The following is a 17336-nucleotide window of genomic DNA, read 5'->3' as shown; positions in this document are numbered from 1 at the left end:
CCTCAATCCTGCTCACACCATGAGATGAGCTCGTCCAACAGTTCACGGGCCCTTTTCTCGTCCTCGACGTGCAGTTTCACACCATAACGCCAGGCTTGATGCAGCTCGGCCAGGGCCACGTTCACCCCGGGCTGCCCTGCGGCACGGCAGTTCTTCATCCCCTTCAGCGCGGTCCCCAGACGCCGTGGCAGGCCAAGGTCCTTTGCCAATTTCCAGAGATCATGTGTCGGCTCGAGATACGAGGTGTCCCGAAGGCCTCGTCGCGCCAGCACCCTCTCCTTGAGCGCACACTCCGCCGCGTAGAAGAGAAGAAGGCAGGAAGTGACCGTATCCCCACCGTCCGCCACCTTGCCCGCACTGTCCCGCAACTGCGTCCGTCGCTTACGGAGCGCAGCCACCCCCACGTGAAGCACCATGCCGCACATCATCGCACCGCAAGTGCGGCCATACCTCCGATGTGATCAAACGTCCGAAACACGCCTACCTTTCACGCATCCAAGGCCCCGCCACCGAACGGCCGCGGTCCGACGCGGGTTCATCAAAGACTCTCTGGCCAAGTCGCAAAGAAGTGCGGTCGCAGCCGCCGCCGACCCCCTACACCTACTCCTCCGCTTGCTGGCGGGAGCCAGTCCCGGCCTGTCGCGCAACCCCAAGACCCCAGTAGGCACTGACAGCATCGCTGGTCACAGACAAACGGACTCGCTCCACGATGGGTGGAGCAGGCCACGTCGGCTCGACCGACATGAGCAAGCTGCCCCGCTCTCCCGTCGCATCCTTCCGGCAGCAGCACAACGGCATCGCGCGTCCTGAGCACGGTTCCCGCCACGCCATGGCCATCGGGCTGAAAGGCGTCACAGCTCATCAAGGGGCTCCGCCGAGCGGCGCCCTGCGATCAAGGCCCGCCTCGACCCGGTCACAGAGCACTCGGGTCCGGTCAAATGCGCTGATCCCCATCCGTCCCAGAAACGATCAAAGGGCCGTTTCAGATTGCTCTGAAACGGCCCCTGATCTGCGACTCTCACGAGTCGGGACGACAGGATTTGAACCTGCGACCCCTTGACCCCCAGTCAAGTGCGCTACCAAGCTGCGCCACGTCCCGATGCCCGTCTGACCTGGGGTTTCCCCCGGCCGTTCGTGCATGAGAACCATACCGCACTCCGGGGGCGGACCAGGAACGGGGCACAATCGCCGTATGGACAGTTCTGCGGCCCGGGATCGTGACGCCGAGGGGCGGGCGCGCAATGCCCGGCCCCGGGACGGGCTCGGGCGGCCGTTGCCGTACGGCGCCGAGGGGGTGGCGCGGCAGCCGGAGGGCGTGACGCGCTCCCCCGAGGAGACGGTGCGCGAGGCGCAGCGGCTGCTGGGGGCGGGGATGCCCTTCCACGCGCACGAGGTGTTCGAGGACGCGTGGAAGTCGGGCCCCGCCCAGGAGGAGCCACTGTGGCGGGGATTGGCGCAGCTCGCGGTGGGGCTCACGCATGCCGCGCGCGGCAACGCCAAGGGAGCCCGCTCGCTCCTTGAACGGGGTACGGGCTCGCTCGCCCGGTACGGGGCGGGTCCGGGCGCCGGGGCCCATGGGCTGGATCTGGACGGGCTCGCCGCGTGGGCGCACGAGCTCGCGGGCCGGCTGCCGGGGCCGGTCGACGCCGCAACCGACGCGCCCCGGCTCACCCGCTGAGCAGGATCACTTCGAGGGCGCGGGGTCCGTGTACGCCCTCCACCCGGTCGAGCTCGATGTCGCTGGTGGCGGAGGGGCCCGAGAGCCAGGTCAGCGGGCGGCGCGGGTCGAGGCGTGACATGGCGCGCGGGACGGAGGCCACGATCTGCTCGGGCGCCCGTACGACGCAGATGTGGTGGTCGGGTACGAGGGTGATGCGCCGGCGCCCCTGGGCCGGTCCCGCGTCCAGGACGAGAGTGCCGGTCTCCGCGATGGCCAGGGCGCAGCCGGTGATGACGCTGTCCACGGCGTCGAGTTCGGCCGCCGTCGCTTCCACGCGGTCCGCCACGCGTACGCAGTCGGTGTCCGCGAGCCACGCGTCGGGGAGCCCCGCCGGAACCAGGACGCTTTTCGCCCCGCGCGCCGCCAGCAGCCGCGCGACGAGCGGCGCCACTCCCGCCGGGTCCGCGCGGTGCACGAGGGCGCGGTAGTCGGCGAGGTTGTCGTGCAGCAGGTCGAGCAGGGCCGCCGGGTCGTCACGGGTGTGGCTGGTGAGGTAGTCGCGGAGCACGGCCGGTGCCTCGGGCGCGCCGGCCACGGCGGCCCGGACCCGGGCGAGGACGCGGTCGCGTGAGCTCATGTGCGGTTCTTCTTCCACCAGTCACGGAAGGGTTGTGCGGGCAGCGGAGGCAGGTCGCGGCTCTCGGTCCAGGCGCCCGCGCCCGGTGGCCGCCCGGGGTGCAGCGCGCGGGTCCTGGCCGCCGCCCGCTCCCCCGCCGCCAGAGCCGCGGGGTGGTCCATGACCCAACTGGCCGCCCGCATCACGGCCTTCTCCGCGCGGTGCCCGCGCCCGCCTTGGTCCGCGACCCGCTCACGGAGGTGGACCAGGACCTCGGGGATGTCGATGGCGACGGGGCAGACGTCGTAGCAGGCGCCGCACAGGGAGGAGGCGTACGGGAGCGAGGCGTCGATCTCGCTCGTGGTGCCCCGGAGTTGAGGCGTGAGGATGGCGCCGATGGGGCCCGGGTAGACCGAGCCGTAGGCGTGGCCGCCGGCCCGTTCGTACACCGGGCACACATTGAGACAGGCCGAGCAGCGGATGCAGCGCAGCGCCTGGCGGCCGATGTCGTCCGCGAGGGCGTCGGTGCGGCCGTTGTCGAGCAGCACGAGGTGGAAGGTGCGGGGGCCGTCGTCGTCGGACGTGCCGGTCCACATGCTGGTGTACGGGTTCATCCGCTCGGCCGTCGACGAGCGCGGCAGGGTTTGCAGGAAGACCTCCAGATCGCGCCAGGTGGGGACGGTCTTCTCGATGCCGACGACCGAGATCAGGGTCTCGGGCAGGGTCAGGCACATGCGGCCGTTGCCCTCGGACTCGAGGACGACCAGGGTGCCGGTCTCGGCGACCATGAAGTTGGCGCCCGAGATGGCGACCTTCGCCCGCAGGAACTTCTCCCGCAGGTGCAGCCGGGCGGCCTCCGCGAGGTCGGCGGGCTCGTCGGTGAGGTCGTCGGGCGCGGGCCTGCCCCATCTGCCCATCCGCTCGCGGAAGATGGCGCGGATCTCGGCGCGGTTGCGGTGGATCGCCGGGACCAGGATGTGCGAGGGTCGGTCGTCGCCGAGCTGGACGATGAGTTCGGCCAGGTCGGTCTCGTAGGCGTGGATGCCCTCGGCGGCCAGTGCCTCGTTGAGACCGATCTCCTGGGTGGCCATCGACTTGACCTTGACCACCTCGCGCTCCCCTGTGGCCTTGACCAGGCCGGTCACGATCCGGTTGGCCTCGTCCGCGTCGGCCGCCCAGTGCACGGTCGCGCCGGCGGCGGTGGCCGCCGCCTCCAACTGCTCCAGGTACCGGTCGAGATGGCGCAGCGTGTGGTCCTTGATCCGCTTGCCGGCCTCGCGCAGCCGCTGCCAGTCCTCGAGTTCGGCGACGGCCCTGGCCCGTTTGTCGCGGATGGTGTGGGTGGCATGGCGCAGGTTGGCGCGCAGAGTGGTGTCGCGTACGGCGTCGCGAGCGGCCTCGGGGAAGGCACGGGGGGTGGGCGGGGGAGGCACAGGGCGGGTGGGCGGGGGAGGCACAGGCATGCCGATGAAGGTGCCGCTCATACGTGGGGCTCCGCTTCCGTACTGAGAAGGATCTCGGCGAGGTGGAGAGCCCGCGTCGGGGCGTCCTGGCGGTGCAGGATGCCGCCGATGTGCATCAGGCAGGAGTTGTCGGCGCCGCACAGCACCTCGGCCCCGGTGGCAAGGGCGTTGCGCACCTTGTCGGTGCCCATCGCGGCGGAGACGTCGGGGTTCTTCAGCGCGAAGGTGCCGCCGAAGCCGCAGCACTCCTCGGCGCCGGGCAGTTCGCGCAGCTCAAGGCCCTTGACGGCGGCCAGCAGGCGGCGCGGGCGGTCGCCGAGGCCCAGCAGGCGCGCTCCGTGGCAGGAGGGATGGTAGGTGACGGTGTGCGGGAAGAAGGCGCCGACGTCGATCACGCCGAGCACGTCCACCAGGAACTCGGTCAGTTCGTAGGTGCGCGGCGCCAGCGCCTGGGCGGCCTCGGTCAGTTCCGGGTCCCCTCCTTCGGCGGCGGCCTTGCGGGCGATGCGGGGGTAGTTGTCGCGGATCATGGCCGCGCAGGAGCCGGAGGGGGTGACGATGTGGTCGTAGCCCGCGAAGACCCGGGCCATGCGGCGCACCAGGGGCTCGGTCTCGTGCCGGTAGCCGGTGTTGAACATGGGCTGTCCGCAGCAGGTCTGGCCGGGCGGGAAGTGGACTTCGACCCCGAGCCGTTCGAGCAGTTTCACCGTCGCGATGCCGGTGGCGGGATACACCGCGTCGTTGACGCAGGTGACGAAGAGTGCGACGCGCATGGTCGGAGGATATGCCGCACGCTCACCAGATCAGCGGGAGCTCTTCGGGCGAGCGGTGGATCATGGTGGGGCGCATGACCACGGGTCTCTCCTCGGCCAGGCGCAGTCCCGGCAGCCGCGCCGTGAGCAGTTCCAGGGTGACCCGCAGCTGTTCGCGGGCCAGCTGGGAGCCCGGGCAGCCGTGCACTCCGTAGCCGAAGGCGAGGTGGCGTGCGGGCGGACGCGTGATGTCGAAGACGTCGGGGCGTTCGTGGCGGCTCGGGTCGCGGTTGGCGGAGCCGAAGGCGACGAACACCACGGCGCCGGTGGGCAGTTCGGTGCCGGACAGCACGACCGGCCGGGTCGTGATGCGCCGAAAACCCTGGATCGGGCTGTCGTAGCGGGCGGCTTCCTCGACGGCGGCCGGAATCAGCTCGGGCTTTTGGCACAGCAGGTCCCACTGGGCCCGGTGGTGCATCAGGTGGAGCAGTGCGGAGCCGATCAGGGCGCTCGTGGTGAGGTGCCCGGCCAGCAGGAAGTTCTGTAGGTGGGCGACCATCTCGTGGCGCTCGTCGAGGGTGAGCTCGCCACCGCCCGGCTCGCCGGGGGTCACCAGCGCGGTGATCAGCGAGCTGCACAGGTCGTCCTCGGGGCGGGCGTACCGCTCGCGCACATAGGTGTCCAGGAGGTGCTGCATCTCCACGACGTCGCGGGCGGCCGCGAGCTGGTCCGCCTCGGCCATCGGCCGGAAGAGCAGTTGCTCGGCGCGGTAGCCGCCGTGCACGGCGAGCGGGACGTCCGCCGGTGCCAGGCCGATCAGGTGCCCGATCACCTGGCCGGGGAGTACGAGGGCGAACTCGGCCATGAGGTCGGCGAAGCCCCGCTCGGCGAAGCCCTCGATGAGCACGCCGGCCCGCTCCGCCGCGTACGGCACGACGGCGGCGACGCGTGAGGGCGAGAGGCCGTGCACGACCGGGGCGCGCAGCCGCTGGTGCAGCGCGCCGTCGGAGCTGACCACGACGGGGCGGCCGCCGAAGCCCCGGCCCATTTCGGCGAGCACCGTGGGACCCGGCAGGACGTCGGGGCGCAGCGCGTTGGCGGAGGAGAACGCCTCGGGGCGGCGCAGCACCTCGCGCACGTCCGCGTCGCGGGCCACCAGCCACGCGTCCAGCTCCGGTACGAAGGTCAGGCCCTCGGCGTGCCGGGCCCGCGCGTAGAGCGGATACGGGTCGCGCTGAAGCGCGTCGAGCCGAGCGTGCTCATGCCTGTCCACAGGGCCCATCGTCTATGACGTCCGGCCACATCGGAAGAGTGCCGCACTGGCGGAACGTGGCGCCGTGGCTGCCGGGGCCCGCGAGGGGACCGGCAGCCGGGCGCGTGCGTCTCAGGCGTCGCGGTCGAGCACCCCGATCAGGCGGGTGACGGTGGCGGCCATCGCCTGCCGGCCGACCGTCAGATACGTGCGGGCGTCGACCGCCTCGGGGTGGGCCGCGAGGTAGGCGCGGATGGCGTCGGTCATCGCCAGGTTCAGGGCGGTGCCGATGTTGACCTTGGCGATGCCGCCCGCGACGGCGGCCGCGAGGGCGTCGTCGGGCACCCCGGATGAGCCGTGCAGGACCAGCGGCACCTTCAGCGCGTCGTCGAGTCTGGCCAGCAGGGCGTGGTCGAGTTGGGCGGTGCGGGAGGTCATGGCGTGGGTGCTGCCGATGGCGACGGCGAGCGCGTCGACGCCACAGTCGGCGACGAACTGCCGCGCCTGCTCGGGGTCGGTGCGCGCGCCGGGCGCGTGGGCGTCGAGCGGCGCCTTTCCGTTCTTGCCGCCGACCTCGCCCAACTCGGCCTCGATCCACAGGCCTTGGGTGTGGGCCCAGTCGGCGGCCGCGCGGGTCGCCGCCAGGTTCTCCTCGTAGGGCAGGTGGGCGGCGTCGTACATGGCGGAGCTGAATCCCGCGTCGGCGGCCTGGCGCAGGAGTTCGTCCCGGGTGACGTGGTCGAGGTGGAGCGCGACCGGTACGGCTGCGGCCTCGGCGGCCGCGACGGCGGCGCGGGCCAGCGGCAGTACCCGGCCGTAGCGGAACTTGACCGCGTTCTCGCTGATTTGCAGGACCACCGGGGACTTGGCGGCCTCGGCGCCCGCGATGACCGCCTCGGCGTGCTCCAGCGTGATGATGTTGAAGGCCGCGACGGCGCGGCGTTTGACGGCGGCCTCGGCGACAAGTGTGCCGGTCCGTGCGAGTGGCATCTGTGCTTCCCCTTCACCTGTGGCGCGTTGTGCGGTGTCTCACCTGTGCCGCATGGTGCGGCGTCTCACCTGTGCCGCGTGGTGCGGCGTCTCCGCCTGTGCCGCGTTGTGCGGCCGTGTCGTGCGGTGTCGTCTGCGGCTCAGGCGCCGTCGAGGATGACCGAGCGGGTGAGGTGGCGCGGGCGGTCCGGGTCGAGACCCCGGGCGGTCGCGACGGCGACGGCCAGACGCTGGGCGCGGACGAGTTCGGCCAGCGGGTCCAGGCGCCCCTCGATCCACAGCGCGCCGGTGGCGGCCACCTGAGCGGCGAGGCCTTCGGGCGCCTCGCCGAACATCCAGGTGGCGGTCGTGGTGGTGGAGATGGCAATGGGGCCGTGGCGGTACTCCATCGCCGGGTAGGCCTCGGTCCAGGACAGGGAGGCCTCACGCATCTTGAGGGCGGCCTCCTGGGCGAGGCCGTTGGTCCAACCCCGGCCGACGAAGGTGAACTGGGCCGCTTCCACCAGGCCTTGGGGCAGCGGATCGGCCAGCGCGGTACGGGCGTCGGCGACGACCTGCTCGGTGTGCAGCCCGAGGTGGGCGCGGAGCAGGGTGAGGGCGGTGGTGGCGAAGCGGGTCTGGACGACCGACTCCTCGTCCGCGAAGTCGAGCACCACGATGTCGTCGGCGGCCCGCATGACCGGCGTCGCGGGGTCGGCCGTGATGGCGGTGGTACGGGCCCGGCCGCGCACCCGCGCCAGCAGGGCGAGCACTTCGGTGGTGGTCCCGGAGCGGGTCAGCGCGACGACCCGGTCGTAGGAGCGGGCCTCGGGGAACTCCGACGCGGCGAACGCGTCGGTCTCGCCGAGGCCCGCGCTCTCGCGCAGGGCGGCGACGGCCTGCGCCATGAAGAAGGAGGTGCCGCAGCCGACGACCGCGACGCGCTCGCCGGGGGCCGGCAGGGCCTCCTTGTGCTGGACGGCCACCTCGGCCGCCCGCGTCCAGCACTCGGGCTGACTGCTCAGTTCGTTCTCGACATGGCTCATCCGGGCACTCCCACCCTTGAGGTCACTGGACCTTGAGGTCACTGGACACTGGTCAGTCCGCGTCCACGTGCTTGTTTCTGCAAAATATAGCGAGATTTCGAGCACGATCAAGCATATGGACGTGCGCTAAGGTCACTACGGACGGTTACCGGTACGAAGAACGGGGATGCGGATGTCGCGCGACGCCCGCTGGCAAACGCTCCTTGAGCTGCTTGTGGATCAGGGCCGCCTCGACGTCGACGAGGCGGCGAGCGCCCTTGGGGTGTCGGCCGCCACGATCCGCCGCGACTTCGACCAGCTCGCCGAGCAGCAGATGCTGGTGCGCACCCGGGGCGGAGCGCTGGTGCACGGCGTCTCCTACGAGCTGCCGCTGCGTTACAAGTCGGCGCGCCAGGCGTCGGAGAAGCAGCGGATCGCCAGGGCCGTGGCGGATCTGGTGGCGCCGGGCGAGGCGGTGGGCCTGACCGGCGGCACCACGACCACAGAGGTCGCCCGCGCGCTCGCGGTGCGGCCCGAACTGGCCCATGGCGCACCGGCGTTGACGATCGTGACGAACGCGCTCAACATCGCCAACGAGCTCGCGGTGCGGCCGCAGTTCAAGATCGTGGTGACGGGCGGGGTGGCCCGCCCCCAGACCTACGAGCTCACGGGGCCACTCGCGGGCGGCGTCCTGAACCAGATCACGATGGACGTGGCGGTGCTCGGCGTCGGCGCCTTCGACGTGACCCACGGGGCCTCGGCGCACGACGAGGACGAGGCCGGCATCAACCGGCTGCTGTGCGAGCGCGCCGAGCGGGTCGTGGTGGCCGCGGACTCGACGAAGCTGGGCAAGCGCTCGTTCGCCAGGATCTGCGCGACATCCCAGGTGGGCACGCTGGTGACGGACACGGCCGTGACCGAGGAGACGGTCGCTCGCTTCACCGAGGCCGGGGTGACGGTCATCGCCGTCTGAGTGAGCGTCAACTCGCGTACGAATACGTCGAGTCGGCCCCGCACCTCAGCCGATCCGCAGCGCCGGGAAGATCACGGCCTCCAGGAGGCCGAGCAGGGTGTCCTCGCCGCGGAAACGGTCCTCGAACAACCGCTCGATGCGCAACATGCCCATGATCATGGGGGCGACATAGCCGAGCGCGGGATGGTCCGCCGCCACCTCTCCGCGCTCGACACCCCGTGCGAGCATCGCGTCGAGCGCGGCGATCTCGGGGTTCAGGACGGTCTCGCGCAGGGCTTCGCGCAGGTCGGGGTGTTTGATGTAGGCCTGGCCAACCGCTTCCATCAGCTCCGTGTCGGGGCCCTCGCGCCGGCCGACCGCACGGGCCGCCTCACGCAGGTCCCCGGCCAGGGTCCCGGTGTCGATGCCGGTGAAGAACGAGCAGCGCTTCGCGCCGAGCGCCGCCGTCACCAGGAGCGGCTTGTTCTTCCACTGCCGGTACAGGGTCGCCTTGCCGCACCGGGTGCGCGCGGCGACGCCCTCCATGGTCACGGAGTCGTAGCCGCCCTCTCTGAGCAGGTCGAGCACCGCCTCGTACAGCTCGAGCTCGCGCTCGGGGCTGATCTTGCTGCGGCGGGCAGCGGCCGTGGCGGCCTGCGTCGACATCGTTGCCTCCGAGGGAAGAGCACGGGGTGCTTCTGCACGTACGAGAGTAGGCTCCGCTCAATCGAGACGCAAACGTATCGAGACGTTTGCGTCTCGATGAGTTTCGATCTAGCCTTCCTGTGTTCGCTTGCGCTTTTTCCACGTATCGATCCAGGTTCAAAGGGGCCGGAGCATGTTTGCCGGTATAACCACGGGGGCGCGTCGCCAGACCCGTCCCGCAGAACCGGAGACGACCGCTTCCCGGCCGCCCCTGGTGCGCGAGCTGCTGCTCGTGACCGCGCTCTTCCTCGTCTACAAGTTCGGCCGTCAGCTCGCGAACGGGCACGAGGCGAGCGCCTTCGACAACGCCGACCGCGTGTGGAGCTGGGAGCGCGCGCTGCGTCTGCCCGGCGAGGGCTCGGTACAGCATCTGCTGCTGCACGGCGACACCCTGGTGAAGGTCGCCAACACCTTCTACGCGACGGTGCACTTCCCCGCCACGGTGGCCTTCCTGGTCTATCTGTACCTGCGCCGCCCCGGCCACTACCTCTGGTCGCGCCGGGTGCTCGCGGGGCTCACCGCCGCCGCCCTCGTGCTGCACATCACGGTTCCGCTCGCCCCGCCGCGCATGCTGACCACGGCGGGACTGGTCGACACGGCGCAGGTCTACGGGCCCTCCGTGTACGCCGCGACGCCGGGCACCGACACCATGGCGAACCAGTTCGCGGCGATGCCCTCACTGCACTTCGGCTGGGCGCTGATGGTGGCAATCGGGCTGATCATGGCGACCCGGAGCCGCTGGCGCTGGTTGTGGCTGCTGCACCCGCTGCTCACCCTGCTCGTGGTCGTCGGCACCGCGAACCACTACTGGCTCGACGCGATCGTGGCCACCGCGCTGCTGGGAGCGGTGCTCTGCTTCGTGCCCGCGCCCCCGCGGCCCGCACGGTTGCCTGCGGCATCCAAGTCGGCCGAACGGGCACACGGGCCACGGGCGGCGGCCGGTGTCGAGCTCCGGTCCAGGCCCGGGTACGCGCCGGCCCCCCTGCCCGCCGCCGAGGCCACCACGCCCGCGTCCCGGCAGACACCCACTCCCCCGCGCGCTCCCGCGCCCCAGCTCTCCGAGGCCGTGCGATGAACGAATCCGCGTTGCTCGCGATCCTGCTCTCGCTCGCGTCGGCCGCCGGTTACGCGCTGGCCGCCGTCGCGCAGTCCCGCCTCGCCGCCCAGGGCGGCAAGGGCGTCGGCCAGTTGCTCACCCGGCCGCTGTGGTGGTGGGCGGTGGGCCTGAACGCCGCCGGCGCCCTCATGCACGTGGCCGCGCTCCACTACGGCCCGCTCACTCTGGTCCAGCCGCTCGGCGCGCTCACCCTGGTCGCCGCGCTGCCGCTGTCGGCGTACTACGAGCGCCGCAGGGTCGGCCGGCGCGAGTGGCGCGGGGCGGCCTGGACGCTGGCCGGGCTCACCGGCCTGATCGCGGTCACCGGACCCGCGAGCCCCGGTGACGCGCTCAGCGTGAACGAGGCCCTTGCCATCGCGACAGGCACCGCGCTGCTGCTCGCCTTCCTGGTACGGGCCGGCGCGCACTCCGCGCACGGCGGCGGCCTCGGCCTCGCCACGGCGTCCGGTGTCGCGTCCGGCGTGGCGTCCGCCCTGACCCAGACGGTCACCGCCTCCCTCGCCAGGGAGCTGCCCTCGGGACCGCCGGCCTGGTGGGGAACTACGCTGGTCGCTGTGCTCGTGGCGGCGTTCGCGGTCGGCGGGCTGCTGCTCTCGCAGGCCGCCTACCGGGGCGGGCTCGCCGCCCCCCTGGCCGTGGTCAACCTCGCCAACCCCGCCGCGGCCGCGGTGATCGGGGTCGCGCTGCTCGGCGAGAGCTTCCACGGCGGCCCGCTCGGCTGGCTGACCGCCGCGGCGTCCGCGTGTGTGGCGGCCCGGGGCGTCCTCATGCTGACCGGCGCCACGCCCCCGGCCCCGGCACTCGCCCCCACGCCGCCCCGCCCGCACCAAGCGCCGACACCCCCGGCGGACCTCCCGCCCACCCTTTCCCTGCCACCGCTGCCCCTGCCGCTGCCGCCGCTGGCCGGCGACGTGCACTCCACCGAACCGGCGGTACACATCCCCGCCTGAGGGCGACCCGGGCGGGGGGCGCGGGTCAGGCGTCGAGTGTGAGGGCGTTCTTGGCGCGCTCCAGGGACTCCTCGCCGGCCGCGCCGCCCGGATTCTCCGTCGCCAACGCCTGGTTGAGCGCGACGAAGGGCCGCATCCGCGCCTCGTACCGCGCGAAGGCGGCGCGGTGGTCCCCGCCTGTGCGCCGAAGCGCGTCCACGAGGATGTACGCGCCCACGAGCGCGAGGCTGGTGCCCTGGCCCGAGAGCGGCGAGGCACAGTATCCGGCGTCCCCGACCAGCACCGCCCGGCCGCGCGACCAGCGGTCCAGCCTGACCTGCGCCATCGCGTCGGCGTAGAAGTCGGGCGCGGTCCACAGCGCCTTGAGGAGCCGGGGAGTCTCCCAGCACAGCGCGCCCATCCTGTCCGCGACCTCCTGCCTCAGCACCTGCGGGTCGCGCGTGGCGGGGTCGAGCGGACCGGACGCGAAGCCGAAGGTGATCCGCAGCTCGCTGTCGTCGCGCACTGGATATATCCCGTATCCGGCGTCCCCGTCGCGGTGCCACAGCTGCCAGTTGTCCAGGCCGAGAAAATTCTCGGCGCTGAAGATCGCCAGGTGCGTGCCGAGGTGGTGCGGGGACGTTCCTTCGGGGCCGAACGCGAGCGTACGCACCGTCGAGTGCAGTCCGTCGGCGCCGACCACGAGGTCGAAGGTCCGTGCGGGGCCGTACTCGAAGGCGACGTGGACCCCGTGCTCGCCCTCGTCGAGTGCGACGATCCGGTCCCCGTAGATGAACTCGGCCTGACCCGCGCCCAGTTGCTCCAGGACGCCCACCAGATCCTCGCGCAGCAACTCGACATCCCCGCTGTCGAGTCTGCCGGCGCTGAACGTCGCCTCCGTGGAACGGTGCAGCTCCTTGCCGTTCGCGTCGATCACGGACATGCCCCGCATATGGGTGGCCCCCTCCCTCACCCGGCGGAGCAGCCCCATCCGCTCCACGACGCCGAGCGCCACTCCCCTGACATCGACCGCCTGCCCGCCGGGCCGCACCCCAGGAGCGCGCTCGACGACCGTCGGAACGAAGCCGCACCGACCCAGCCAGTACGCGAGGGCACACCCCGCGACCCCCGCCGTCCCAGTACAGCGGGGCGGCCGCGTGGAAAGGGGACCGGGCATGGAAAGGGGAAGGTGAGCAGCCGCCCTATCTGCGTATCGCCGGGGAGATCCGGCGGCGTGTCACGAGCGGGGAGCTGGCGCCGGGCGACCGGGTGCCTTCGACGCGCGGGATCGTCAAGGAGTGGGGTGTCGCGCTGGCGACCGCCACCAAAGCGCTCACCACCCTGCGCCTGGAAGGCGTCGTGGAGACCCTTCCCCGGGTCGGCACCGTGGTGAGCGTCCGCACGAGCGCGTCACGGGCACGGACGCGCGTCCGGCGCGATGAAGAGCACCCGCAGGAGCGGGATCTGACGCCCGAACGCATCGTGGCGGCCGCCATGAAGATCGCCGACAGTGAAGGGTCGGGCGCGCTGTCCATGCGCGCAGTCGCCGCCCGGCTAGGGGTCGCCGCGATGTCGCCGTACCGGCATGTCGGCGGCAAGGACGACCTGGTGCTCCTGATGGCGGACGCCGCGTTCGGCGAGGCGGGCTATCCGGCCGTGCCCCCGGACGGCTGGCGCGCACGGCTCGAACTGGGCGGCCGGACCCCGCGCCGTCGGTCAGGCGTTGACGTCCACCACCGTGCGGCCGCGTACCTGGCCCTTCAGGATGCGTTCGGCGACCGCGGGGACCTCGTCGAGGGCGACGAGGGTGGTCATCGTTTCGAGGCGGGTGAGATCGAGATCCCGTACCAGCCGCTCGTACGCCCTGATCCGGCGCTCCATCGGCGCCTGCACGGAGTCGATACCGGTCAGGGTCACCCCGCGCAGGATGAACGGCACCACCGTGCCCGGCAGATCGATGCCCTGGGCCAGGCCGCAGCTGGTGACCGTGCCGCCGTAGCGGGTGCCCGCGAGGACGTTGACCAGGGTGTGGCTGCCGACCGAGTCGACCGCGCCGGCCCAGCGCTCCTTGCCGAGCGGGCGGCCGGGCTCGGAGAGTTCGGCGCGGTCGATGATCTCGGCGGCGCCGAGGCCGCGCAGATAGTCGGCCTCGGCGGCCCGACCGGTGGAGGCGAGCACCCGGTAGCCGAGTCCCGCCAGGAGCGACACGGCGACCGAGCCGACGCCTCCCGCCGCGCCCGTCACCAGCACGTCACCGCTGTCGGGGGTGAGGCCCGCGTCCTCAAGGGCGAGCACGCTGAGCATGGCCGTGTATCCGGCGGTGCCGATCGCGGCCGCCTGCCGGGTGGTGAGCCCGGCGGGCAGCGGGACCAGCCAGTCGCCGTTGACCCGGGCCTTCTGCGCGAAGCCGCCGTCGTGCCCCTCCCCCACGCCGTAGCCGTTGAGCACCACCTGGTCGCCGGGCGCGAACGAGGGGTGCGTGGACGATTCGACGGTGCCCGCGAAGTCGATGCCGGGCACCAGCGGATACGTCCGCACGATGCCCTTGCCGTGGGCGAGCGCGAGGCCGTCCTTGTAGTTGACGGTGGAGTAGTCCACGGCGACCGTCACATCGCCGTCGTGGAGTTCCTCCTCCTCCAGCGTGACGGTCTCGACGTGGTGGCCCCGCTCGTCGTCCTTGGTGACACGGATGGCACGGAATGACATCGGATCGATCTCCTTGACGGTGGAGTGCCTGTTCAGCCGTACGCCGATCCTGCCCCAACCCACCTCCCGCACGTGCGAAGGGGCCGTACCGGACGGCTCACGGTACGGCCCCCGGCCCGGCGCCGGGCGTCAGGCCACCCTCACGCGATCTCGACGGAGAAACCGCGCCCGGTGGACTGCGACGGCGTCCTGATCTGCGTCACTCCGGTCGCCGGATCGAAGAACCAGCCGGTGCCCGCCGCGCCGAGCTCGGCCGCCGAACCGTACCGGCGCAGCCGCTGCCCGCCGAGCGCGACGATGGTGGGCGCGGTCCTGCCGTGCACGGTGAGACGGTAGGCGCGGCTGGCCGGCTTGCCCTGGTAACTGCCCACACTGGGGCCGACGTTGACGACCGAGGCCCGTCCGGCCGAGGTCACCTGGACCCGCTGGGTTGCCGAAGCGCCCTGGGCGAACTTCCGTGTGACACCGTCGTCCTCGTACAGCGTGTAGGAGGAAGTGCCGAGGCGCGGATAGATGTCGTAGTCCAGCTCGCCCTTGTTCCGGGTCTCCCAGGATGTCGTGCCCTGGGGCCACATCGGCACGATCGAGCCGCCCTTCACGAACAGCGGCAACGTGTCCAGGGGCGCGGCGTAATGGTCGATGGTCGTGGGGCCCTGGTAGGTCTTGCCCGTCCAGTAGTCGGTCCAGGTGCCCTTGGGCAGGTAGATGCCGTCCCGGACGCTGGTGTCGCTGTAGACGGGCGCGACGAGGAAGTCGGGACCGGCCAAGAACTCGTACTTGGCGTCGGCGCCCAGAGTGTTGGGGTCGTCCGGGTACTCCAGGGAGAGCGGGCGGACCGCGCCGACACCGGTCTTCGTGGCGTCCTTGGAGAGCCCGTACATGTACGGGATGAGACGTTCCTTGAGCTGGAGGTACTTGCGGTTGATGGAGGCGTAGGGCCCACCGTCCAGCCAGGGCTGCTGGTCGGCGGCCTTGCCGGTGGTGAGGTCCTTGGCCCAGCCGTCCATCGTCATGATGGCCGGCAGGAACGCCTTCCACTGGAGGTCACGCGTGTACATCTTGGGGTCGTGGCCGAAGATGCTGCCGACGTCACCCGTGTTGTACGCGATGCCCGACAACGTGGCGCCCGCGTACGTGGGGATCTGCCAGCGCAGATAGTCCCAGCTGAGCTTCTGGTCACCGCTCCACAGGACGCCGCAGCGCTGGGCGCCGGCCCAGGAGACGGGCAGCCATACGAAGCCGCGCGCGTCGCTGTTGTCCTCGATGCCGGCCTTCGCCTGGTCGCAGGCGTTCAGGGCGAAGCCATATCCGTTGCCGACCCACGCGACGTCCAGCTTGGCCACGCGCTGGCCCGCCTTGACCTGGTCGGCGAGTTTGCCGAGGCCGTCCTGGGTCCACAGGCCGAGCTGGGCGTTGTGGGCCCGCAGGCCCTTGCCGGTCTCGGCCAGGTTCTCATAGCCGCAGCCATAGCCGTCGTTGACGAGCATCCAGCCGAGCGGCATCTGGTTCTGGGTGTAGCCGTCGGCGACCTTGAGCGCGTCCAGCGTGTGGCGCTCGCCCCGGTTGGCGTTGTGCAAGTAGCAGTCGGAGTCGCCCGGTTCGAGGCCGTACACGGGCGGCATGAACGGCTTGCCCACCAGCGAGGTGTACTTGCCGATGACCGACTTGACGTCGCCGGTGAAGTAGTAGGCGTCCAGGCGCCGTTCCTGCTGTCCGGTTCGCACGCGCGGCCCGAAGTCGTAGACGCCCGGCGTGAAGGTGTTGCGGAACACGCCGTATCCGGCCGAGGAGATGTAGAAGGGCTGGGAGTTGTTCCAGCCACCCTCGTTCCAGTTGGTGTTGTTGCCCACGTTCATGACCTGGTCGCGGTGCGAGAAGCTGCCGTTCTGCTCGCCGCCGCCGAAGAACTGCTCATCCGCGCCACGGGTCAGGCTCTGACGCATCCCACCGGAGGTCCAGCGCAGCGGGTCGGCCTCGGACCAGATGACGGTTTCGTTGTCCCCCTTGTAGAGGGCGAAGCGCAGCGGCTTCTTGTAGACACGCAGGACGGTGTCCTTGCTCCGGATACCGTAATAGCCGTGCGCGTCAAAGGACTTGGTGTCCTTCTGCGCCTTGGGCTGCGTCTGGATCATGTGGCTGCCGGGCGGGTCGGTGAAGGTGCCGTCCGGCGCGGCGCGCAGCCGCAGGGTGTCGTCGGCGAGAAAGTCCACGCGGGCCTTCAGCGCGCCGGCGGCGATGTCGTACGTACCGTCCTTGCCGGCGAAGGCGGTGAGGTTCCCCGCGTCCGTGGGCTCGGGCAGGTACGCCGTACCCGTGAAGGAGTTGTGGTGTACGTCGTAAGGGACGATGACCACGTGGTAGGTCCCCGACGCCTTCGGGATGACGGTGGCCTCGGGGTCGGCGGTACCGGCGCTGGAGGCGACCTGCTTGCCCGCGTCGTCGTAGACGTAGAGGTCGAAGTCGTCGGTGGGCGTGGCCCATTGGACGGAGACGGGCACGCCGCCCTCCGGGTTGTCGTCCCACTGGTGGGCGGGCGGACGCACCGTCAGGTCGAAGCGGGCGCAGACGGCGCCGGCCGGGTCCTGCGCGGGGGGCGGGCACTTGTCGGGCGCGTCGACAGTGCCCTTCTCGTAGATCGGGCTCTGCCAGGTCAATGACTTCGTCCCGCTGTCCAGGACGCCACCGGGCGGCGCCGCGGCCTCGGCCCGCGCGGCGGCCGGGACGGTCAGGGCGGTGAGGGCGAGCGCGAGCGCCGAGAGGGCGGCGACGGCGGGGCGCCGGGGAGGGTGAAAGCGATACCAGAGGGTCCGCAAGAGTCGTTCTCCGTTCGTACCGAGCAACAGCCGGGCGCGGTGTGCGCGCTTACGCCAACAGCCGGTGGCGGTGTACGCGGTTATGCCGACGGCCGGGGCGGGTGTGCGCGTTCATGCTTGGAACAGTGGAGTTTCGAGCATCAAGATTCACCGTGAGGCGGGTACATGTCAACGGGTGGGGGGAGGGCAAGTGCGGGTGGGTGGGGCGCGGGGAGCCTCGGGCACGTTGGCAGGCGGGGCACGCGGCGCCGGGCCGGGCCGTCTGCTGTGCCGGCTGCCACGAGGGCCGGTGAGGGCAGCCGCTTCGGGCTCGGGCGCAGCCTGAGAGCGCTCTCAGACCCTGGGTGGAGCGAGGGCGCGAGATGCGGTGAGCCGTA

General features: G+C 71.5%; 15 protein-coding genes, 1 tRNA gene and 1 pseudogene. 5 read left to right on the top strand and 12 right to left on the bottom strand.

The genetic code is table 11. The features are described from left to right. Positions 1-2: 2 nt before the first annotated feature. A complete protein-coding gene (locus tag ABR738_RS33900; protein WP_350233755.1) occupies positions 3-416 on the bottom strand; it encodes a hypothetical protein in 414 nt (137 codons plus the stop codon). Between the two features lie 609 nt (positions 417-1025). After that, positions 1026-1099: transfer RNA gene (locus tag ABR738_RS33895), tRNA-Pro, on the bottom strand. 93 nt (positions 1100-1192) lie between these two features. Here ABR738_RS33895 and ABR738_RS33890 point away from each other — a divergent pair. Beyond that, positions 1193-1678 carry a DUF309 domain-containing protein gene (locus ABR738_RS33890; RefSeq protein WP_350233754.1) on the top strand — a complete coding sequence of 162 codons (486 nt, stop codon included), beginning with the start codon at positions 1193-1195 and terminating at the stop codon, positions 1676-1678. Here ABR738_RS33890 and ABR738_RS33885 read toward each other — a convergent pair. From ABR738_RS33885 to ABR738_RS33860, 6 genes are all read right to left on the bottom strand, one after another. After that, a complete protein-coding gene (locus ABR738_RS33885) occupies positions 1668-2297 on the bottom strand; it encodes a LutC/YkgG family protein (RefSeq protein ID WP_350233753.1) in 630 nt (209 codons plus the stop codon). The two genes, ABR738_RS33890 and ABR738_RS33885, sit on opposite strands and share 11 nt — an antisense overlap. Further along, positions 2294-3760, bottom strand: coding sequence for a lactate utilization protein B (locus ABR738_RS33880; protein ID WP_502964189.1), 1467 nt, complete (start codon positions 3758-3760; stop codon positions 2294-2296). The genes ABR738_RS33885 and ABR738_RS33880 overlap by 4 nt, the downstream gene beginning before the upstream one ends. After that, positions 3757-4512, bottom strand: coding sequence for a (Fe-S)-binding protein (locus tag ABR738_RS33875; protein WP_350233751.1), 756 nt, complete (start codon positions 4510-4512; stop codon positions 3757-3759). Before ABR738_RS33875 ends, ABR738_RS33880 begins: the two co-directional genes overlap by 4 nt. A 22-nt stretch (positions 4513-4534) precedes the next feature. Beyond that, positions 4535-5764: a cytochrome P450 gene (locus ABR738_RS33870; protein WP_350233750.1), complete on the bottom strand. Its 1230-nt coding sequence runs from the start codon at positions 5762-5764 to the stop codon at positions 4535-4537. A gap of 111 nt (positions 5765-5875) precedes the next feature. Continuing rightward, positions 5876-6733, bottom strand: a complete 858-nt coding sequence (locus ABR738_RS33865; protein ID WP_350233749.1) for a class II fructose-bisphosphate aldolase — start codon at positions 6731-6733, stop codon at positions 5876-5878. A 140-nt stretch (positions 6734-6873) separates the two neighbouring features. Beyond that, positions 6874-7758 carry an SIS domain-containing protein gene (locus ABR738_RS33860; RefSeq protein WP_350233748.1) on the bottom strand — a complete coding sequence of 295 codons (885 nt, stop codon included), beginning with the start codon at positions 7756-7758 and terminating at the stop codon, positions 6874-6876. A 172-nt stretch (positions 7759-7930) separates the two neighbouring features. Between ABR738_RS33860 and ABR738_RS33855 the strand changes: the two genes are divergently transcribed. Continuing rightward, positions 7931-8710 carry a DeoR/GlpR family DNA-binding transcription regulator gene (locus ABR738_RS33855; RefSeq protein ID WP_350233747.1) on the top strand — a complete coding sequence of 260 codons (780 nt, stop codon included), beginning with the start codon at positions 7931-7933 and terminating at the stop codon, positions 8708-8710. A 45-nt stretch (positions 8711-8755) separates the two neighbouring features. Here the strand turns inward: ABR738_RS33855 and ABR738_RS33850 are convergent, their stop codons facing one another. Beyond that, positions 8756-9355 (bottom strand): TetR/AcrR family transcriptional regulator, encoded by a 600-nt coding sequence (locus tag ABR738_RS33850; RefSeq protein ID WP_350233746.1) that lies wholly within the window; start codon positions 9353-9355, stop codon positions 8756-8758. Positions 9356-9527: 172 nt separating this feature from the next. On the opposite strand from ABR738_RS33850, the gene ABR738_RS33845 reads away from it, so the two are divergent. Both ABR738_RS33845 and ABR738_RS33840 read left to right on the top strand, forming a co-directional pair. Continuing rightward, positions 9528-10469 (top strand): phosphatase PAP2 family protein, encoded by a 942-nt coding sequence (locus ABR738_RS33845; protein WP_350233745.1) that lies wholly within the window; start codon positions 9528-9530, stop codon positions 10467-10469. Continuing rightward, entirely contained in the window at positions 10466-11461 is a 996-nt protein-coding gene (locus tag ABR738_RS33840; RefSeq protein WP_350233744.1) for a DMT family transporter, read from the top strand. Before ABR738_RS33845 ends, ABR738_RS33840 begins: the two co-directional genes overlap by 4 nt. A gap of 25 nt (positions 11462-11486) precedes the next feature. On the opposite strand, the gene ABR738_RS33835 is transcribed toward ABR738_RS33840, so the two are convergent. Beyond that, positions 11487-12617 (bottom strand): FAD-dependent monooxygenase, encoded by a 1131-nt coding sequence (locus ABR738_RS33835; RefSeq protein WP_350233743.1) that lies wholly within the window; start codon positions 12615-12617, stop codon positions 11487-11489. A 29-nt stretch (positions 12618-12646) separates the two neighbouring features. Here ABR738_RS33835 and ABR738_RS33830 point away from each other — a divergent pair. Next, positions 12647-13144, top strand: a pseudogene (locus ABR738_RS33830) (GntR family transcriptional regulator); the annotation flags it as partial. A 12-nt stretch (positions 13145-13156) separates the two neighbouring features. Here ABR738_RS33830 and acuI read toward each other — a convergent pair. Continuing rightward, positions 13157-14146: an acrylyl-CoA reductase (NADPH) gene (acuI, locus tag ABR738_RS33825; RefSeq protein ID WP_350233742.1), complete on the bottom strand. Its 990-nt coding sequence runs from the start codon at positions 14144-14146 to the stop codon at positions 13157-13159. Between the two features lie 140 nt (positions 14147-14286). Continuing rightward, a complete protein-coding gene (locus tag ABR738_RS33820; protein ID WP_350233741.1) occupies positions 14287-16959 on the bottom strand; it encodes a glycoside hydrolase family 31 protein in 2673 nt (890 codons plus the stop codon). Positions 16960-17336: the final 377 nt, after the last annotated feature.

Origin of the sequence: Streptomyces sp. Edi4, from assembly GCF_040253615.1 — a bacterium.
Classification (GTDB): Bacteria; Actinomycetota; Actinomycetes; order Streptomycetales; family Streptomycetaceae; genus Streptomyces.
The sequence above is the reverse complement of the archived record's forward strand: the minus strand, read 5'-3'. Positions and strand labels throughout refer to the sequence as shown.

Excerpts from the sequence above, each read along its gene's own strand:
- ABR738_RS33865 (WP_350233749.1), bottom strand. The coding sequence starts at position 6,733 with ATGCCACTCGCACGGACCGGCACACTTGTCGCCGAGGCCGCCGTCAAA.
- ABR738_RS33855 (WP_350233747.1), top strand. The coding sequence starts at position 7,931 with ATGTCGCGCGACGCCCGCTGGCAAACGCTCCTTGAGCTGCTTGTGGAT.
- ABR738_RS33860 (WP_350233748.1), bottom strand. The coding sequence starts at position 7,758 with ATGAGCCATGTCGAGAACGAACTGAGCAGTCAGCCCGAGTGCTGGACG.
- acuI (WP_350233742.1), bottom strand. The coding sequence starts at position 14,146 with ATGTCATTCCGTGCCATCCGTGTCACCAAGGACGACGAGCGGGGCCAC.
- ABR738_RS33875 (WP_350233751.1), bottom strand. The coding sequence starts at position 4,512 with ATGCGCGTCGCACTCTTCGTCACCTGCGTCAACGACGCGGTGTATCCC.
- ABR738_RS33835 (WP_350233743.1), bottom strand. The coding sequence starts at position 12,617 with ATGCCCGGTCCCCTTTCCACGCGGCCGCCCCGCTGTACTGGGACGGCG.
- ABR738_RS33880 (WP_502964189.1), bottom strand. The coding sequence starts at position 3,760 with ATGAGCGGCACCTTCATCGGCATGCCTGTGCCTCCCCCGCCCACCCGC.
- ABR738_RS33900 (WP_350233755.1), bottom strand. The coding sequence starts at position 416 with ATGGTGCTTCACGTGGGGGTGGCTGCGCTCCGTAAGCGACGGACGCAG.
- ABR738_RS33890 (WP_350233754.1), top strand. The coding sequence starts at position 1,193 with ATGGACAGTTCTGCGGCCCGGGATCGTGACGCCGAGGGGCGGGCGCGC.
- ABR738_RS33840 (WP_350233744.1), top strand. The coding sequence starts at position 10,466 with ATGAACGAATCCGCGTTGCTCGCGATCCTGCTCTCGCTCGCGTCGGCC.
- ABR738_RS33885 (WP_350233753.1), bottom strand. The coding sequence starts at position 2,297 with ATGAGCTCACGCGACCGCGTCCTCGCCCGGGTCCGGGCCGCCGTGGCC.
- ABR738_RS33845 (WP_350233745.1), top strand. The coding sequence starts at position 9,528 with ATGTTTGCCGGTATAACCACGGGGGCGCGTCGCCAGACCCGTCCCGCA.
- ABR738_RS33850 (WP_350233746.1), bottom strand. The coding sequence starts at position 9,355 with ATGTCGACGCAGGCCGCCACGGCCGCTGCCCGCCGCAGCAAGATCAGC.